Annotated in this window: 13 protein-coding genes; 11 read left to right on the top strand and 2 right to left on the bottom strand. The window is 35.8% G+C overall.

The features are described 5' to 3' along the window. The first annotated feature begins 122 nt into the window (after positions 1 to 122). Both IGJ32_RS06810 and IGJ32_RS06805 read left to right on the top strand, forming a co-directional pair. Positions 123 to 5,315, top strand: coding sequence for an LPXTG cell wall anchor domain-containing protein (locus tag IGJ32_RS06810; protein ID WP_342081747.1), 5,193 nt, complete (start codon positions 123 to 125; stop codon positions 5,313 to 5,315). 615 nt (positions 5,316 to 5,930) lie between these two features. Next, positions 5,931 to 11,090 (top strand): LPXTG cell wall anchor domain-containing protein, encoded by a 5,160-nt coding sequence (locus IGJ32_RS06805; RefSeq protein WP_373168872.1) that lies wholly within the window; start codon positions 5,931 to 5,933, stop codon positions 11,088 to 11,090. Between the two features lie 123 nt (positions 11,091 to 11,213). Here IGJ32_RS06805 and IGJ32_RS06800 read toward each other — a convergent pair whose 3' ends face one another. Both IGJ32_RS06800 and IGJ32_RS06795 read right to left on the bottom strand, forming a co-directional pair. Continuing rightward, positions 11,214 to 11,435, bottom strand: coding sequence for a helix-turn-helix domain-containing protein (locus tag IGJ32_RS06800; protein WP_010719089.1), 222 nt, complete (start codon positions 11,433 to 11,435; stop codon positions 11,214 to 11,216). 8 nt (positions 11,436 to 11,443) lie between these two features. Beyond that, positions 11,444 to 11,917, bottom strand: a complete 474-nt coding sequence (locus IGJ32_RS06795) for a DUF2975 domain-containing protein (RefSeq protein ID WP_010719090.1) — start codon at positions 11,915 to 11,917, stop codon at positions 11,444 to 11,446. A gap of 640 nt (positions 11,918 to 12,557) precedes the next feature. On the opposite strand from IGJ32_RS06795, the gene IGJ32_RS06790 reads away from it, so the two are divergent. The 9 genes from IGJ32_RS06790 to IGJ32_RS06750 all read left to right on the top strand — a co-directional run bounded on the left by IGJ32_RS06790 (position 12,558) and on the right by IGJ32_RS06750 (position 19,776). Continuing rightward, positions 12,558 to 13,844, top strand: a complete 1,287-nt coding sequence (locus IGJ32_RS06790) for a sensor histidine kinase (protein ID WP_342081745.1) — start codon at positions 12,558 to 12,560, stop codon at positions 13,842 to 13,844. A gap of 2 nt (positions 13,845 to 13,846) precedes the next feature. Then, positions 13,847 to 14,593: a LytR/AlgR family response regulator transcription factor gene (locus IGJ32_RS06785; protein WP_342081744.1), complete on the top strand. Its 747-nt coding sequence runs from the start codon at positions 13,847 to 13,849 to the stop codon at positions 14,591 to 14,593. A 108-nt stretch (positions 14,594 to 14,701) separates the two neighbouring features. Next, on the top strand, positions 14,702 to 15,298 hold the full coding sequence (locus tag IGJ32_RS06780) for an accessory gene regulator B family protein (RefSeq protein ID WP_053766837.1): 597 nt from the start codon (positions 14,702 to 14,704) through the stop codon (positions 15,296 to 15,298). Beyond that, complete coding sequence (locus IGJ32_RS06775) at positions 15,282 to 15,440, top strand: cyclic lactone autoinducer peptide (protein WP_081127549.1); 159 nt, start codon at positions 15,282 to 15,284, stop codon at positions 15,438 to 15,440. The genes IGJ32_RS06780 and IGJ32_RS06775 overlap by 17 nt, the downstream gene beginning before the upstream one ends. 690 nt (positions 15,441 to 16,130) lie before the next feature. Continuing rightward, entirely contained in the window at positions 16,131 to 16,694 is a 564-nt protein-coding gene (gene amaP, locus IGJ32_RS06770) for an alkaline shock response membrane anchor protein AmaP (protein ID WP_010737641.1), read from the top strand. A 12-nt stretch (positions 16,695 to 16,706) separates the two neighbouring features. Further along, on the top strand, positions 16,707 to 16,895 hold the full coding sequence (locus tag IGJ32_RS06765) for a DUF2273 domain-containing protein (protein WP_010719095.1): 189 nt from the start codon (positions 16,707 to 16,709) through the stop codon (positions 16,893 to 16,895). A gap of 12 nt (positions 16,896 to 16,907) precedes the next feature. Continuing rightward, positions 16,908 to 17,453, top strand: a complete 546-nt coding sequence (locus IGJ32_RS06760) for an Asp23/Gls24 family envelope stress response protein (RefSeq protein ID WP_010719096.1) — start codon at positions 16,908 to 16,910, stop codon at positions 17,451 to 17,453. A 36-nt stretch (positions 17,454 to 17,489) separates the two neighbouring features. After that, positions 17,490 to 17,732, top strand: a complete 243-nt coding sequence (locus IGJ32_RS06755; RefSeq protein WP_010719097.1) for a GlsB/YeaQ/YmgE family stress response membrane protein — start codon at positions 17,490 to 17,492, stop codon at positions 17,730 to 17,732. 283 nt (positions 17,733 to 18,015) lie between these two features. Next, complete coding sequence (locus IGJ32_RS06750) at positions 18,016 to 19,776, top strand: 1-deoxy-D-xylulose-5-phosphate synthase (RefSeq protein WP_342081743.1); 1,761 nt, start codon at positions 18,016 to 18,018, stop codon at positions 19,774 to 19,776. Positions 19,777 to 19,830: the final 54 nt, after the last annotated feature.

Raw genomic sequence — 19,830 nt, 5'->3', positions numbered from 1 at the left:
TTGGCAGAAACAAAGGAAGAAATCAAACATAAGTATGGCATAAAAAGGAGTCTTTCTTATGAGAAAACAGACATTACTTTTCTATTGCCATTTAAAGATATAGCCTTAAAAGGAGGAGTACATTGAAAACCAGAAAAAAGTTATTACATAGTACATTAATATTAGCGCTAGCGCTTGGACAAACCAGCGGGACAGTTGTTGAAGCTGTTTCGATGTTAAGCTCAGTTGAAAGTATTGGTGTCAAGAAAATTTCAAAAATGAATGAAAAGAAAACTACGACCAAGAAAGAAGTAAAAAAAGACGAGAAACGCACGAAGGAAAAAAACACCGAGAAAGACAAAAAAGTTGCTGATTCAACAGAAAGTAATAAAATAAAAAGTTCAATTGAAAGTTTTGCTAATCCGACATTTGAATTACCAATACCTGTTGGAGCTGACATTATAGCGGCATCTACTGACTCAGAAAAAGAAATTGGAAAAGCTGTAAATGAATTTCTTTCTAAAAAGTTGAATCTTATGATAGATAATTCGACAGATGATTTTAAAGTAGGCGATACAATTACTTATAAAATTCCTGGCGTCTTTCTAGGTGGGAATACGAATGGAGCTGAAATCATTTCTAGTGAGTTCAGTGATTTCTGGGAGAACTGGGAAAACTCTAGTAATTATAGAGTCACTCTTCTAAATATTTTAAGAGGTACATATGCCTTGTTTTATGTTACTAGTGAATCAGAAAGTGGAAATTGGCAAATGAAAATTACAACGTCTGATCAAGCTAATGGACTTTATTATGTAGCACCTTCAGATAATAATTTATATGTTACCTTTACGCGACTAAAAGTAGCTATTCCTCAAAAAGAAGTATTCAAAGTAAGTAAGTTCCCTTATAGTAATATCAATCATGATTATGGGGTAGCTTATACTACTCGTTATGTTCCGATGACGTTTAACGTTGATTTTCCTAAAAGTAAAGGAACGCTTAAGGCAGAGGTAAAAGATGGTCCTCATGTGGTCGAAGAAAAGAGCTCTCCTAAACCAGAAGATTATGTAGAGGTGAAAGATAGCCTTGGAAAAGTGACTTATACATGGATAACAAAACCAGATACAAATAAACTAGGAAATCAAAACGTTAAGGTATTAGTGGAAGATGAAACAGGTCGGTCAAAAGAACTAACATTTACGATGACAGTTAAATCTCTGCTCACAGTAAAAAAGGAAGCAGGTGAAATCTATCAATATTCTCTTTTGCCAGATGTCAATGATTATTTTGAGGTAACCACGGAAGGATCCTATACGCTTCAATGGTCTAATAACCCAAACACAATGACAGCAGGAATACATAAGTGGGAAGCTACAGTAAGAACCTCTGATAACCGAGAAATAACGAAATCAATAACCATGAGAGTGCTGCCACATCCTGAGTTACAACTAAAATTAAAACCGATTGAGGATCGTACCGTAACCTTGGTGGAGTCGTCTGATACGTTAGCCAATACGTTTAAAAACTATATTGAAGAGGCAGCACTGTTAGGGGAACCTGTAGCGATTGATGATCTTGAGTTTGTTGCGAACGAATCGTCCAAGACTGAATTTCAATCGGTTGGTACCCATGAAGTACGCATCACTGTGCAAGCGAAGCATCCTAATTCTAATGTTATGATCAAAGGATCTGGAACTACTACCGTGAACGTACTATGGGGTAATACCATCTTAATACGTTCGGTTGATGGCTATTCCGCCGGAGCTTTTGCGTTAGATGGTAGTAATTCTAATAATGCCCCAGCTACGCTATCGATTCGTCAGGGCATTGCGTCTCCTTTAAATGAAGGAGTTGGCGATATGACCGATCCATTTGGTCTTTATTATCGTTTGGAAATCTTGCGTAATGGCAATGAAATTTACAAACAAGAGGTGCCGAAACGTGCCACGTTACAAGAAATTATGAATGATTATGGTGATGCTAATAACAACACTACGGTACAAATGAATGATATTATCCAAATCACATATCCAAGCAAGACACCTAATGCTTCGGTTGTGATGATTAAGGAAAAAGAAAATGATTTTACGTATGGTACGGAGATCGCCCGTTACCGCGTGACTCCTTATGGGTTTGATCCAGCACCTGTCATGACGGCAGAAAGTGCGGAAAAAGCGTTCGTTTTAGGCGAAGACGTGAAGCAAACGAATTTGAATGAACTAGTAAAAAATGTGCGGATCAACGGTGGGGTAGCGGACAATGAATTTTATACAGTAGAACCTCTTGATGAGTTTGATACCAGCACGATCGGTAAACGAAATATGCGGGTCAAAGTCACAACAAAAGATAAACTGGCTTCTGAAATCATTGAGATTTCTTACCAAGTGAAGTGGGGAGACACTTTTGTTATTAAAGGATTGAAAGAGGCGACAGTTGGTGCGTTTAGTTTATTGAAGAATCAAAATCAATGGCAAATCCAAGCTTCTCAAGGAATGGACGGCACAAACTTAAATGATCCGGTGGATAATTATTTTGGGCGTGATACGTATTATTCTATCGAAGTTTTACAAGGAGCTACAAGCAAGTTCCGTTATGAAGTGGCAGGTAATCAGTCGATTCGTGAATCCATCCAGGGATTCAATAATGGGCAACCGTTGACGGTCAGTAATGGCGACGTGATCAAAGTGTATCATGCCGATCCTCTTGGGAAAAATCTTTTAATGAAAGATGAATTAGTCAAGGACTATACGATTGGTTCCAATTATGCCTATTATGAAGTCACTGACCATGGCTTGGAACCAATTTTAGCGGTTGCGGCTGATTCGATGGCTCAAGAATTTATCTTAGGTGAAGATAGTAGTAACGTTGATGGTGCGAAGTTGATCAATAGCATTACGATTAATGGAACGGCAGTGGGAAGTAATCAATATACAGTCAAACAAATGAGTGATTTCGATACTTCGGTGGCAGGATCACAAACGATCAACGTGCGTATCGATACGAAAGATGGACTCGTTTCAAAAGAAATCGAGGTTCCTTATGAAGTTAAATGGAACGATACGATTTTGATGAAAGCTCAAAATGGTCAATCAGCCGGAGCCTTTTCATTACATTCTGGGACTTCCAGTACGAATCGTGTATTAGTCTTTAACCAAGGATTAAAAACCGATCTCAATGCACCCATTAGTGCCGATTCTTCACTTTATTATTCCATTGAAGTATTGCGAGATGGTCGTTCTGTTTATCTACAAGAGGTACCTGGACGTGCTTCTCTCCAACAGGTAATGGACAATTTTGGGACGAAACAAACGTTAAATGTCCAAGCTGGTGATGTCGTTAAAATATATCATCCACAACGTTCAGAAGGTAGTTCGGTGTTAATGGTAGATGAAATGGAAGAAGATTATACCTACGGGTCGCAATATGCCTACTATCGAGTAACATCCTATGGTTTTGAGCCGATGTCAGTGATTGAAGCTGTTGGCTCCAACAAAGCATTCTCATTAAAGGAGAATACGAAAACGACGGACTTGAGTCAATTGTTAGCACAAGTATCGATCAATGGCGAAATCGTTACGAATGAAGACTATACAGTGGAGAAACTTTCTGAATTAGATACCGCAACTGTGGGCAAAAAGGAGGTCAGATTAAAACTGACGACAGCCGATGAGACCGCAGATATCGAACTGGATGTTCCTTACGAAGTGGTTTGGGGAAGTACCTTCTTGCTTAAAGGATTAGATGACCAGAATGTGGGCGCTTATAGTATTGTGGAACAAGATGGAGAGTGGACGATCCAAGCTGGCAAAGGAGAGGATTCCACCGTCTTAACCAATCACGTGAATAACGTTTTTGGTCGCGATACTTACTATCGGATCGAAGTAGTAGCAAGTTCAGAAAATCAACCGAAGGAAGGATCTGGTGTAACCGTTGAAAATATTATGGGCTTAGATCCGACGACTCGATTATCGGAACAAATAAAATACCAGTATGATGTGACTGGAAACATGACTGTGGGTCAGGCCATTAACGGGTTTAATAATGGACAGCCGTTGTCAATTGAAGAAGGGGACATCGTAAAAGTTTATCATGCAGAGGCGAAGAATAATTTATTGATGCGAGATGACTTGACGAAAAATTATACAGCGGGTTCAAATTATGCCTATTATCAAGTAGCCAATCAAGAATTTGAACCGATCACTGAGATGAAAGCTGAAACAGTTTCGCAAGAATTGACATTAGGCGAAGATGCCAGTGATATTGATGGAATGGATTTGATCAAAAATGTCACTTTTAATGGTCAAAAATTAGATACGACATTATATGATGTCGAACAAGTTTCTGACTTTGATACGAATACCGCTGGAGCGAAGATGTTAACAGTGAAATTGTCTACCTCAGATGGTGTCACTTCTACGGATGTGGAAGTACCTTACGAAGTCAAATGGGGAAGTACGATCCAGCTCAAAAATAAAAAAGGTGAAACCGTTGGTACTTTCGGCTTAACAAAAGACAAAAAACAATTGAAACTCCAGGCGTTACAAGGAAAAGAAGGAACGAACTTAGCTAGTCGAGTCACTGAAGTCAACGATGCAGATGTGTATTATGGGATCGAAGTCTTTACAAATAACACTAGTAAATATAAATACGAAGTGCGAGGCACACAAACGATTGCCCAAGCAATCGAACGATTCAATAGTGGGGAGCCATTAAAAGTTTCTGCAGGGGATCAAATCAAAGTGTATCATACGGATCCAAGCGGGAATGTCTTGATGGCAGAAGAAACGGAGCAAAATTATACCTATGGTTCCAATTATGCGTATTATAATGTGACCGAATACGGCTTTGAACCGACTGGGGACTTTACCGTGACACCGGCAGAAGCAAAAATAATCATCAATACCAAACAAGTGGATCTTAAAGATCTCTTGAAAGAAGTGAAAGTCAACGGGAAAGAAGTACCGAAAAACGCCTATACAGTGAAATTAGATCCTGAAACCGAAATCGATACTTCAAGTTTAGGAAATCGTGTCGCTAAATTAGTGGTCAAAGTTGACCGCTCTTACGGTGGATTTTCTACTGAAACTGAAGCGACTTATGAGGTGGTGAAAGAAGGAACACCAGGAGCGTTAGGAGAAAGTTCAGGCGAAGGAAATACAGAAGCAGAAACCAACGGGGAAGGTGAAGGAACAGAAGAAGCAAATGGTGGTAATTTACCAAAAACCAATGAAACCAAAAATGCAATGTTCCCACTTTTAGGTACCGCGCTAATTAGTTTGGTAGGAATGTTTCTGCTTTGGAAAAAGAAAAAAACAAAAGAAGAACCAAAAAAGTAGTATAATCCCATTGAAATAAATAAAGCACTCATTAGTTGTCGTAAAACTTCTGATGAGTGCTTTTTTGGCACTGGGCTTACCATTTGCACAAATAAAGCTCTATACAAGTCTGAGGGTAACAGCTATCGTCTATCAATATCCGAATAGAATTCTTTAGTAAGCTTTGGAAAATAGCTTTTCAACTATTTTATTATATGTATAACTAAAATTATTGTTATTATAACAAAATTAAAAATGATATCTGCTTAACTAAACGTACATATCGGTTTCAAGTTACTACGATAATCATCCTGTTGAAATTTATTCATTAACCACATCTAGAGGGAGGGTGAATTCTATCTAAAGTGAATTTTATTGTAATATCAGTTTTTCTCAGCATTTTTACTATCTGAAATGAAACGGAAAAATCAATGATGATTCATCAATCCCATAAATATCAGTTTTTTTCATTTCCTTTTACATTTATAGTACAATTTAAAAAATAACGATTTGAAGTAAGTCTATTTTTCCTGGTTTGTTGGTAAAATATGACATTGTACGATAAAATAATTCCTTATATGCTTCTTGATGAAAGAAAAATTTTTTTCTTAATAGAGTAATCAAGGGAGGATTATGTTGAAAGATAAAAAACGATTATTGAAAAGTGCGTTGATTTTTGCATTGATACTCGGTCAAACGAATAGTGGGACTATCGTGGGAGCAGGTTCGATGTTGCCTACAAATGAAAGCAGAGCTATAAGTCAAAAATCAAAAAGAACTGAAAAAACAAATCAGGGAAAAGAAAAAAAAACAAGTGAAAAAGCAGATAATAATAACCTAGTAGATCCAGAAGATGATCAAAAAAATACAACAATTTCTTCTAGAGACTCTGTGCTAACCAGTTATCAACGTGGAGAACTTAGGAAGACAGCTTCTGCGTATGTAGGGGGATATTTGAATAGTATAATAAGAGATGCAATAAACGAGAGAAACTTAAATTATAAAGTAGATGAACAAGTAATTTTAAAATATAAACTTGTTCCAGACTTTGATTATAGCAAACAGATAGGTCTTACAGAACCAGCTTATGACCCTGATCTCCCTCGTGATGGCGTTCTGATAAAGAGGGACACAATATATTTATTACCTCAAGGGGCACCACATAATGGAACTGTTTCAGAAGGTAAACATTTTAGTGTAGATTCAAAAAGCGGAAATTGGCGAATGAAATTGGTTAAAGCAGATGATTGGGGTTATCATGTTACATTCACTCGTCTGAAAATTGCGCCAAACCAACCCGAGATTTTCCCTATGGAAATCTTTTATTACCCTACTTACTTTTATGGGATAGTTAAAGAATATGATGCAATTGATTTTTCAGTAGATTTTCCTGATGCAGAATCAAGTATTGGGAAATTGAAAGCTTCAATAAAAGATGGCGTACATACGCTTAAACAAGGTGATGAGGTACCTAAAGCTGTAGAATATATTGAGTCAGTAGAGAATACTCGAGGAAATGTAAAATATGAATGGAAAACATCTCCTGATACGAGTCAGCCAGGAGTGCAAGAAGCGAGAATAGTAGTCAGTGATGACTCTGGACGAACGCTTGAAGTCACTGTGCCGATTACGATTATGCCTTTGCCACTAGAGATGTTACCAAAAGCAGGAGAACATAAAGTCATACAATATGGTGCTGTTCCAAAAGCAGCCGATTATTTTAATGTGGTGAATCATTATGAAGAGTCTACATACAAAGTTGAATGGGTCAAAGCCCCTGATATGAATCAAGAGGGTATTCAAACTTGTCTGGCGAAAGCGACCTCCTCAGATGGGCGTACTGCAGATAGTGCAGTACAAATTGAAGTTATCTCCAATCCAGGTTTAGAAGTTAAATTAAAACCATTAGAAGAACGAATATTAGGAGTATCCTACCCTTCTTTAAGTTCAAATTTTAAAAATTATATAGAAGAAGTGACACTGTTAGGTGAGAAAGTAGACGTTAATGAGTTAGAATTGGTCGTGGACGAAACAACCGATACAAATTTTCAGACTATTGGTCAAAAAGAAGTAAACATTACAGTTAAGAAAAAAACTTCTGAGGCGAGTGTCTGGATTAAAGGAACAGGAACCACTACAGTCAACGTATTATGGGGCAATACCATCTTAATGCGTTCAATTGATGGCCATTCTGCAGGTGCTTTCACTCTTGATGTCAGTAACTCAAATAATGACTCCGCTGCTCTTTCGATTCGCCAAGGATTAGAATCACCGTTAAACGTGGCGGTAGGAAAATTACAAGATCCATTTAAACTGTATTATCGGTTGGATATTTTACGTAATGAGAGAACGATCTATACGCAAGAAGTAACAAATCGGGCAACTTTACAAGAAATTATGAATGCTTTCGGAGATAAAGAGAATAAAATAGACGTTAAAATAGATGATATCATCCAAATCACACACCCAGGGAAAACAGCTAATAGCTCGGTCGTGATGATTGATGAAGAAGAAAAAGATTTTACATACGGAACAGAGAATGCTCGTTATCGTGTAACAGCGTATGGTTTAGACCCAGCACCCGTAATAACAGCTGAAAGCGCAAGAGTATTTTTTTTAGGCGAAGATATCAACCAATTGAATCCACAAGAGTTCATCAAAAATATACGTCTTAATGATCAATTAACTTCGAATGAACAGTATAAAATCAACCTTATCGATGGGGGGGATACTCGAACAGTTGGTAAGCAAACGATGAGAGTCAATATTACCACAAAAGATGGTTTAGTCTCTGAAGAAGTTGAAGTCACTTATCAAGTGAAATGGGGTGATACTTTCGTTCTAAAGGGGTTGAAAGAATCGACTGTTGGTGCATTCAGTTTACTAAAAAGTAATGATCAATGGCAGATTAAAGCTAGCCAGGGCGTAGAAGGTACAGAATTAGACGAGCCAGTCAATAACTACTTTGGTAGAGATACCTTTTACTCCATTGAAATTTTACAGGGGACAACTAACAAGTTCCGTTATGAAGTGATAGGCAATCAGTCGATTCGTGAATCCATCTACGGTTTCAACGAGGGAAAACCGCTGGATGTCAATGAAGGTGACGTGATCAAAGTGTACCATGCCGATTCTGTTGGGAAAAATCTATTAATGAAAGACGAATTAGTCAAGGATTACACGATAGGTTCCGATTATGCGTATTATGAAGTCACTGAATATGGCTTGGAACCAATTTTAGCGGTAGCGGCTGATTCGATGCCTCAAGAATTTACCTTGGGTGAAGACAGCAGTAACGTTGATGGATCGAAGTTAATCAATAGTATTACGGTCAATGGAACGATAGTGGCTAGTAATCTATATACAGTCAAACAAATGAGTGATTTCGATACTTCGGTAGCTGGTTCACAAACGATCAAGGTACGTATTGATACGAAAGATGGGCTGGTGTCAAAAGAGCTTGACGTTCCCTATGAAGTGAAATGGGGGAAAACTATTTTGATAAAAGCTCAGAATGGACAATCAGCCGGGGCCTTTTCATTATATGCGGGAACTTCCAGTACGAATCGGGTATTAGTCTTTAACCAAGGACTAAAAACCGATCTTAATGCACCAATTAGTACCGATTCTTCACTTTACTATTCCATTGAAATAGTGCGTGAAGGGCGATCTGTTTACTCGCAAGAGATACCGGGTTATGCGACTTTAGAAGAGGTAATGGCTAATTTTGGCTCGAAACAAAAATTGAATGTCCAAGCAGGTGATATCATAAAACTATATCATCCCCAACGTTCAGACGGTAGTTCTGTCTTACTGGTAAATGAAACAGAAAAGGACTATACCTATGGTTCTCCATATGCTAATTACCGCATAACTTCTTATGGTTTTGAGCCCATGCCGGTAATTGAAACTGTAGGACCAAATAAAGTTTTTTCTTTAATGGAAAACACTCAAAATATAGACTTGAGTCAGCTATTAGCGAATATAACAATCAATGGTGAACGTGTGGAAAGCAAAAATTATAAGATTACGCAACTTTCTAAAATGGACACCTCTACTGTTGGTAAAAGAGAAGTCAAATTAAATCTTAAGCCAGAAGATGGCTCAGCAGATATCGAACTGGATGTTCCTTATGAAGTGGCTTGGGGAAGTACTTTCTTACTTAAAGGGTTAGATGACCAGAATGTGGGCGCTTATAGTATTGTGGAACAAGGCGGAGAGTGGACGATACAAGCTGGCAAAGGGGATGATTCCACCGTTTTATCGGATCATGTGAATAGTGCCTTTGGTCGCGATACTTACTATCGAATCGAAATAGTAGGAAATCCAGAAAATCAGCCCGAAGAAAAAACAGGTGTCACTGTCGAAAATATTATGGGCTTAGATCTGACTACTCGATTATCGGAACAAATAAAATACCAGTATGATGTGACGGGCAATATGACAGTGTGGCAGGCGATCAATGGGTTTAATAATGGCCAACCATTATCGATTGAGGAAGGGGACATCGTTAAAGTTTATCATGCAGAGGCGAAGAATAATTTATTGATGCGAGATGACTTGTCGAAAAATTATACAGCGGGTTCCAACTACGCCTATTATCAAGTGGCCAGTCAAGAATTTGTTCCCATTACTGAGATGGAGGCTGAAACAGTTTCGCATGAATTTACCTTGGGCGAAGATACCAGTGACATTGATGGAATGGATTTGATTAAAAATGTCACTTTCAATGGTCAAAAATTAGAGACGACATTATATGATGTCGAACAAGTTTCTGACTTTGATACAAATACCGCTGGACAGAAAATGTTAAAAGTGAAATTGTCTACCGCAGATGAGGTGACTTCTACAGAAGTGGAAGTGCCTTACGAAGTGAAGTGGGGAAGTACGATCCAATTAAAAAATCAAGATGGCGATACTGTAGGTGCCTACAGTTTGATAAAAGAAAACAAACAAATCAAAATCCAATCATTACAGGGAGAAGACGGAAGTGACTTATCGAACCGTATCACAGAATATGATGACATGGAAATTTACTATGGGATTGAAGTTTTTACAAATAACAGCAGTAAATATAAATACGAAGTTCGCGGTACGCAAACAATTGAACAATCGATTAATCGATTCAATAGTGGGGAACCATTAAAAGTTTCGGTGGGAGATCAAATTAAAGTGTATCATGCCGATCCAAGTGGGAATGTCTTGATGGCAGAAGAAGAAGAGCGAAATTACACTTATGGTTCCAATTATGCGTATTACAATGTGACTGAATATGGGTTTGAACCAACAGGAGATTTTACCGTGACACCAGCAGAAGCGCAAATAGTTATCGATACGAAACGTGTGGACCTTAAAAATCTTTTGAAAGAAGTTAAAGTCAATGGCAAAGAGCTGCCGAAAACTGCTTATACGGTTGCATTAGATCCTGAAACAGAAATCGATACTTCCTCTTTGGGGTATCGTGTTGCTAAACTAGTCGTGAAAGCTGACCGTTCCTATGGTGGTTTTTCTACTGAAACTGAAGCGGCTTATGAAGTGGTGGAAAAAGGGACGGATGGTGCTTTAGAAGATGGTACAGAAGATAGCATGACTGAAGATAAAGAGATCACAGGAACAGATTCAGAAAAAAAGAACTCAAATGGAGACAATACAAGTGGCGCAAAAAATGGTAATTTACCAAAAACCAATGAAACAAAAAATACGGTTTTTACTGTATCAGGTGTCTTGATTGTTAGTTTAGCGGGAATCATCCTGTTTTGGAGAAAAAGAAAAGCAAATAAAAATTCTAAAAAATAAGATAATCAGTTATTAAAAAGCCCACGTTAGCTAGACTACAGCTGACGTGGACTTTTTTGTCGGTCTTCAGATTGATTAGAAAGTAGTTAGCTTTCATTGGTGTCACTCAACTAAAGAAATGAGCTACTCTCTCATTTGGCTTGTATCTTGATATTCGAGGATATCACCTGGTTGGCAGTTTAAAACTTCGCAAATCTTATCGAGCGTAGAAAACCGAATCGCTTTTGCTTTACCATTTTTTAAAATAGAGATATTAGCCATCGTAAGACCTACTTTTTCACTCAGTTCGGTCACGCTCATTTTTCGCTTGGCTAACATGACATCTAAATTGATAATAATAGACATTCGACACCTCACACTGTTAAATCATAGTCATTTTTTAAATAAATGGCTTGTTTGAGTAAATCAATCAAAATGCTTGAAAGGATGTAGATAAAAAAAGGGATAAAGAGTAAGACGAAAGCGATGAGTAGGATTCCTGGACTATCGCTCATATCAGCTATTTGGTAAAATTTTGGCAAAATACCAAATGCAAGGATCGTGATACATAAAAGGCAAGATCGGATTTTACTGCTAAGTTTGAGACTCTTTTTAGTAAAAGTTTCCTTTGAAGGGAAGGTTTTGACTAAGCGGAGCAGGAAGAAATTGAGCAACAAAGTCACTAGAAGGATCAGGTAAAGAACTAGAATAAATAGTGTAGTTTGCCAGTTGCTAAATGGATTTGTAGGATTTGTACTCAATTGAATAGTTAATAGCGTTCCCAAGAGAAGGGGAACAAAACAAAAAACAGAAACGATTAATTGGATAAAGAACAGTTTGGATTTCATAAAATGCCTCCTAAATTTTTATTAGTATAGCATGAGTTTTGTTCATTATCAATAATTATTTATCGATAAACGATAAATAGAAGGATGGACAAACGCCTTTTTCAATAAAGAAAAGGCGTTCTAACGAATCATATTATATTTTAAAGCTGTAAAACTATTACTAAAAATGGACTATTTCTCATTTAAACAATGTATTCCCTAACCACTAATACATCCTTGTAACCCTGAAGTTACGCCAGTGGGATTAAATTTCATCAAAACAAATCAAAATCTCGCATAAAATATTTATCGCAATAGATTAATTATAACATATCTTTTGCAAAAAAGATATTTAATTTAGATTACATTTGCGATAGTTTTAAATAACAGAACTTTTAAGTAGAAAAACGTATCATTATCATGTTTATACCCTCCCAAATCTAAAGTAAATATGCTAAAATCACAAATAACAACGAAGATCATGATTGGTTGGGAAAATTTATTTCTATTTTTCGTTATTAAAATTAGGTGTACAAATAACTAATTGTTTTATTTTGTTTGGTTGTGGGGAGTGGAGAAACAAAATACGCTAGTATAAATTGTTATATAAGTATGGATAAAAATTTCAGATAAAATTATTAAGTTGTTAGGGGAAGTTTAAATGAAATTAAATGAAGAAAGTTTATTTATCCTAATTTTGATTGGTCAGCTTTACACTGTTTTTATGGCTCTTGGTTATCTAAGGAATCTTTTATCAAATAAAAAGTTTCAGTTGTTTTCGTTTGTTAGTGTAATCGCTTATATTGCTTTATATCAATGGATCAATATCATAGCGACAGTTATCTTATGGGCTGGGTTATGTCTAAGTATCTATATCATTGATCGAAACATTGATATAGCGATATTTTATCCTTCGATTATTTTATTTTTCTACATATTCATTGATGGAACAGCCAAATATCTATATAAAATTTTAGGTTGGGATATCAGCGATTTTTTTACAGCTGTTTTAGGAACAGGTTGTTTGTGGATCGTTACTGTTTTTCTAAAAAAAATGGTCATACCAAAGATTATTAGGGATAAAACGACTCTAAAAATAGCGGCCATCGTTGTTTTTTTTACGATTATTGTTTATTTTATTAACATTTGTAGTGATCGTTTTTCTGTTTTAGCAAGATTCCTAGTTATCAGTAATGAATTATTTACGGTTCTTTATGGTGTAATGTCTACCATAATTTATTGTGTACTACTTTTTATCAAGAAAAAAGAATTCGAAACACGAGAACAGCAAAAAGAAATGCGTCACCTGATTGAATACAGCGAACAGATCGAAAATAATTATCTTGCATTACGAAAATTTAAACACGATTATAAGAATATTTTGTTTTCAATAGAGGATTATATTCAAACAAAGGATATTGAAGGGCTGCAAAAGTATTTTTATCAAAGTATCAAAGCAACAGAAACGATTTTTGAAGAAAACAATCTCCCAATTGCTTCGATTTCAAATCTTAAAATTAGAGAGATAAAAAGCATTATTTTGAGTAAATTATACGTGGCTAGCCAAAAGGGTGTCGAAGTAAACGTAATGATTCCAACACCCATTACGGATATCGCTATCTCAACAGTCACACTTGTTCGTATGCTAGGGATTATACTGGATAATGCAATTGAAGAATCAGCCTTTTTAGAAAAGGGAAAAATTGAATTGACTATTATGGAGGAAGACAAAAATTGTTTTTTTGTCTTAAAGAATCAATGTCGTTCGAGTATTCCTAAATTACATGAATTGAAAAAAGTAAATTTTACTACTAAAAAAGGAAATCAAGGACTAGGACTAACGAATCTGGACGAGCTTGTTCATTTGAATGAGAATGTTTTTTTAGAAACAAAAATTGAAAACAATCGCTTTATACAAATCATAACGATTAGTGGAATGAGGGGCTAGTAATGTTAAAAATATTTGTTTGTGATGATGAAATTGCTCATCGTAATAAGCTTACTCGAATGATTACAAATTATTTATTGATGAAAGACTATGATGTTCAATTCCAATTTGCTACGGATGATCCAATGATGATCTTGTCGTTTATTTCAAAACATAAAACAGAAGGAATCTATTTTTTGGATATTGATCTAAAAACGGATTTAAATGGGATCGAGTTAGCAAAAAAAATCAGAGATTACGACCCAACAGCAAAAATCATTTTTGTGACAACTTATACAGATTTAGTCTATTTAACTTTTTTATACAAAGTAGAAGCATTAGATTACATCGTTAAAGATAATATGGATACCTTTCAAAAGAGAGTGACGGAATGTATTGACGTCGCAATTGAACGCTATTTGAATACAAATCTGGAAACTAGACCCCAAATTTGGATTAAGAATGGTCCAGTTGATGTAAAGTTATATGTCGATGAAATATTTTATTTTGAATCTAGTCCAACACCCCATAAATTGATCGTCTATTTAGATAACCGCAGAATTGAGTATATAGGGAAGATCAAAGAAGTAGAAAGTATGTATGAGGTATTTTGTCGTTGCCATCAATCTTATGTAGTTAATCTGATGAATGTGAAAGAAATCAATAAAAAAGAACGAGTGATCACTATGACCAATGGAGCAAAATGTTTAGTTTCTACTCGTCATTTAAAAAAAGTAGTAAATCAGTTCAAGAAATTAACCAGTTGTTGATTACATCTCCAGGTATTCCGCACTTTTGATCAAATAACGTTCACTTTTGATAAAACCAACTATCTTATAAAAAAACAAATATAATATAGATGAAAAGGAGCGGATCAAATGTCGGAAGAATCTATATCTTTAGAAGAAAAAGTTTCAAAAACAATTAGTAAGCGGATAGGAAGACAATTACAATTGTCAGAAATTGACTTGGCAAAAATGGAATATGGATTAGCTGTTCTTCTGGTAATTAGTTCAAAGATATTTTTTATCTACTGTTTAGCTGGGTGTCTTCATATTATTCTGCCGGTTTTGACTACTCATTTGGCATTTACACTAATGAGAAGAACAACAAAAAGTTTTCATGCAAGAGATAGTAATGTATGTACGGTCTTAAGTCTATTTTTCTTTGTCTTATTACCATATCTAGTTACTACTTTTGCTGTAGATGTCACAAGAGCCAGCTTTGTGATCTGCAGTCTCATGATTTGCTTGATCTTGTGGTTCAAAGGGATAGTGATCGCACAAAAACCGGCGAAAAGTTCTTTGCTAAATGGAAAGAGCCAGATGATAGTGGTCAGTTTGTTCCTTACTATTTTTGGTGGGATTCAATCAAATAACCGTATTCGTACCTTACTGTTGTTAGGCATGATGATCTCAACCCTTTTAATGTTTGTTCAAAAAAGAAAGGATGAAGAAAATGTTAAAAAAAATTAGCTCAAGAAAATTAAAATATATGCGAATTTTAGCAACTGTTGCTATTGCTGTTGCTACAGAAGCTATAGGTAAAGGAACAATGTGTACAGGAATTATTTATGAACCAAAAGTACCTGAAGCATTGAAACAAATCGAAAAATAAACTTGTAAATCGAAATACTAGTGGAATAAAAAGAATTCATCATACGAAATAAGTCTTAGGATCAAAAATAGTAGTTGCTATTTTGACCCTAAGACTTATTTTTTTCGATAATTTTGTAAGAGCAAAACAAATATAAAAAAGAAAAAAGATTCCCATAATGTCGTTGTCCAACTAAATTCTTTTGAAATTCCAAAAAATAAATTCCCTGCATTAGAAACGATTAAATAAATTAAGGTAGTTATTAGAGCATAAATTATTTTCTTTACCATAATCTCACAACACCCCTTTTTTCAAAAACATGGCTAAAGCGTTCCATTTCTTCAAATGATCTTTACTTAAGTATAATTCATTTAAAAGATATTTGGAAAGAAATTTTATCTGTTTTTTACAGATAAGAAAGAAGAAAGAGAGTAGGAAACGATAAATATTAGAAAATTTTCATAGCAACTGATAGTTTTTTGTAATAATAACTGAGCATTATCTTTGCATTTTTTAATGTAGACTACTATCCTTTAAATATACCCAATAGAAAAAAGGCAACACAGTCTATTGGAGGGAAACGTTATTTATGAATGATTGTCATAGAAAGTGAAAAAAGGCTATTAGTATTAGCATGGCATGGTAGCGCTTTCTATAAAATCTTGTAAATAACATGTGTGATCACGGTCAATTAGAAGTAGGAGGTGGAGAATGAATAAAGGGTGGAAGATCGTCGGTATTCTTGCAAGTTTATTCTTGCTGACGGTGCTTTTAGGGATTGCGTTGATCAACGCACCGTATATGATGCCAGAACAGTTGGAACGTTTTCGATTTTTTGTCATAACGAACTACTACGTGCAACAATATCTATTTTGGACAGCTGTCGTTTTTGCTATACTTGTGCTTATTTTGTTATTAGTTGTTCTTTTCTATCCAAAATCCAAAGGAACGTTTGTTTTAAAACAAAAAGATGGAAAACTGACTTTAGACAAGAAAGCAATCGAAGGGCTTGTGCGATCACAATTACATGAAGAAGAATTTGTTGGTTCACCAAAAGTTCGAGTACGCTCAACAAAAAATAAAATCAATGTCCATGTAAAAGGGGATTTAAAACGAACATCCTCTTTAATTGGTAAAACAGGAGAATTGATGCGTGACATTGAACAACAAGTGGCACGAGTACTTGGTACTGAACAAAACATCGCTGTAGCTGTTACTTATAGTGGATTTGAAGATTACGACAGTAATGCACACAAGCACGCTCGAGTAGAATAGGAGGGGCCCATCATGAAAGAGATATTTTCAGCGTACAAGCTCCCTATTATCTTCGGGGGACTTGGCTTACTGTTAGCTGTTTTATGGATAACAGTTGGATTTTTTAAAACACTTCTAATATTAATCATGACTGCTATAGGTGCAGGCATTGGTTTTTATTTGAAAGAAACAAAAATATTTGATCAATTTTTTAAATCTTAGGAGGAACTGGACATGGAAAACAAAGAAATCAAAAACACAAATACAATGACATCTGAGAATAACCATATTTCACGTGGAGAATTAACTTACGAAGATAAAGTAATCCAAAAAATCATCGGTTATGCTTTGAAAGATGTTGACGGTTTATTAACATTAGATGGCGGTTTCTTCTCAAACATTGCTGAAAAATTAGTGAACACGGATAATGTCACAGCAGGAATCAATGCAGAAGTTGGTAAAAAACAAGTAGCTGTTGACTTAGATGTAGTTGTAGAATACGGAAAAGATATTGAAAATATCTATGATCAAATTAAAGACTTGATCAGCCGTGAAGTGAATGATATGACACATTTAGATGTAATCGAAGTGAATGTGAATGTAGTTGATATCAAAACACAAGAAGAATATGCAAAAGATCAAGAAACTGTCCAAGACAAAGTGACAGATGCTGCTAAATCAACTGGTCAATTTGCTTCAAAACAAACAGATAAAGCAAAAGCAGCTATGAATAAAGGAACACAAAAAGTGAAAGAAAACACTGAACCACGTGTTCAGTAATTGATTGTTAGTAAAAGAAATTAGGAGGAAATTAAAATGGGATTTATTTGGTCATTAATCGTCGGTGGTATTATCGGAGCAATTGCAGGGGCTATTACAAATAAAGGTTCTTCAATGGGAATCATTGCTAACGTAGTCGCAGGTCTAGTTGGATCAGCGATCGGACAAGCTTTACTTGGCACTTGGGGACCAAGTATCGGGGGCATGGCAATCGTTCCATCATTGATTGGTGCAATCATTCTTGTATTGGTCGTATCATTCTTTGCTCGTAAACTGTAAGAATTTTGATCGGATCATTTGTTCGATCATAAATAAAATCAGAAGCTGAGACAATAATTGTCTCAGCTTTTTTTATCTACTTTAAAAAAATTCGGTCTAGTTAGTAAAGTTTATTCGTGTAAGCTGTTTAGAATAAAAATATCATTGTTATTGTGAAGTTTTACTCAAAATCCTCTTGACTTAGAGTTGACTCCAAGTAGTACAATATCTTTTGTGGTAACAATTACTAAGGCCGAAATGAGTTATTCTTTTCGGACATGTTATTGCAAAAGGAGAGAGAATAGTGAGTATAAAGACAAACATCTTAGACCAAATCAATGGTCCAACAGAGGTAAAAAAACTAACGATAGACGAAATGTCTGAATTAGCTACAGAAATGAGAGAAAAGATTTTACAAAAAAATAGTGCGATCGGAGGACATGTCGGCCCAAATTTGGGTGTCGTGGAATTAACAATTGCTTTCCACCATGTGTTTGACTCGCCCAAGGATAAAATTGTTTGGGACGTTTCCCATCAATCTTATGGACATAAGTTATTAACTGGTCGTAAAAATGGATTTGAGGAGGGAAGCTACCACGAAATTAGCGGCTATTCCAATCAACATGAAAGTGAACATGATTATTTTACTGTGGGGCATACTTCAACTTCGATCAGTTTAGCGGTCGGTCTTGCAAAAGCCCGTGATTTGAAACAGGAGAAAGGAAATATCATTGCTTTTATCGGGGATGGTTCCTTAAGTGGAGGCTTAGCTTTTGAAGGTTTGAATAATGGTGGAACAATCAATTCTAATTTGATCGTTTTAGTGAATGACAATGAAATGTCCATTGATGAGAATCAGGGAAGTTTATATCGTCATTTAGCAGAGCTTCGTGAAAGCAATGGGACAAGTAATGATAATTTATTTAAAGCGATGGGGTATGATTATCGCTACATTGCGGATGGTAATGATTTAGAAACAGTAATTGAGGTTTTCAGAGAAATTAAAGACATTGACCATCCAATCGTTTTACATGTTCACACCGAAAAAGGTCATGGCTATGAGCCAGCCGTCGAAAACAAAATGAAATATCATTGGCATGTACCGTTTGATTTAGAAACAGGCGAAGCGAAAAATGCTCCTACTAGTGAAAGTTTTAATCAAATAATTATGAACTATCTTGATGAAAAAACGAAAACAAGTGCAACACCTATCGTGGCTGTGAATGCTGCGATTCCAGGAATGTTTGGCTTAAAGGAATTTCAAAAAAAACATCCAGAACACTACTTTGATGTGGGGATTGCAGAACAACATTCGATCACATTTGCTTCTGCTTTAGCATCTCAAGGGATTCGACCTGTGGTATTCCATTCAAGTGTGTTTTTACAACGAGCATATGATCAATTATCTCATGATTTAGCGATCAACGAAAATCCAGTAGTCATTCTAATTGGAGGAGCAAGCATCTCAGGAAGTGATCGTACCCACCAAGGGACTTTTGATATTCCTTATCTTTCAAGTATTCCTAATATTAAATATCTAGCGCCAGCTACGAAGGAAGACTTACTTTCGATGTTGGATTGGAGTTTATCACAAACCGATTCACCGGTTGCTATTAGAATCCCTGCTCATGGTGTGACATCTGGTGAAGCAATCGCAAAAGACTACGCTATTCCAAGTTACCAACGCTTGGTTGCTGGAGATAAAGTTGCAATCTTAGCACTAGGTGGCTTCCTTGAATTAGGTAAACAAGCTTTAGAAGAATTTGTGAATCAGGGGATTTCAGGCACTTTGATTAACCCTGGAACGATCACCGAACTTGATCATGAAACTTTAGAAGAATTAAAAGAAAATCACCAATTGATTATCACTTTAGAAGATGGTAGTCTTTCGGGCGGATTTGGTGAAAAAATCAGTCGTTATTATGGAGATTCAGCAATCCAAGTTCTAAACTTTGGTTCTCAAAAAGAGTTTACTGATAGTGTACCTGTTCAAACATTGTATGAACGTTATCATTTGACACCAAAACAAATCGTAGCAGATAGTCTTAGCAGTTTAAATCAATAGAAAAAAACAGAGTAAATTCGTGATATCAAACGAATTTACTCTGTTTTTTTAAGA

It is taken from the genome of Enterococcus sp. DIV1639a (assembly GCF_050530445.1).
Lineage (GTDB): Bacteria > Bacillota > Bacilli > Lactobacillales > Enterococcaceae > Enterococcus_B > Enterococcus_B hirae.
Note: the sequence above shows the minus strand (reverse complement) of the source record. Positions and strands in the feature narration are given on the sequence as shown.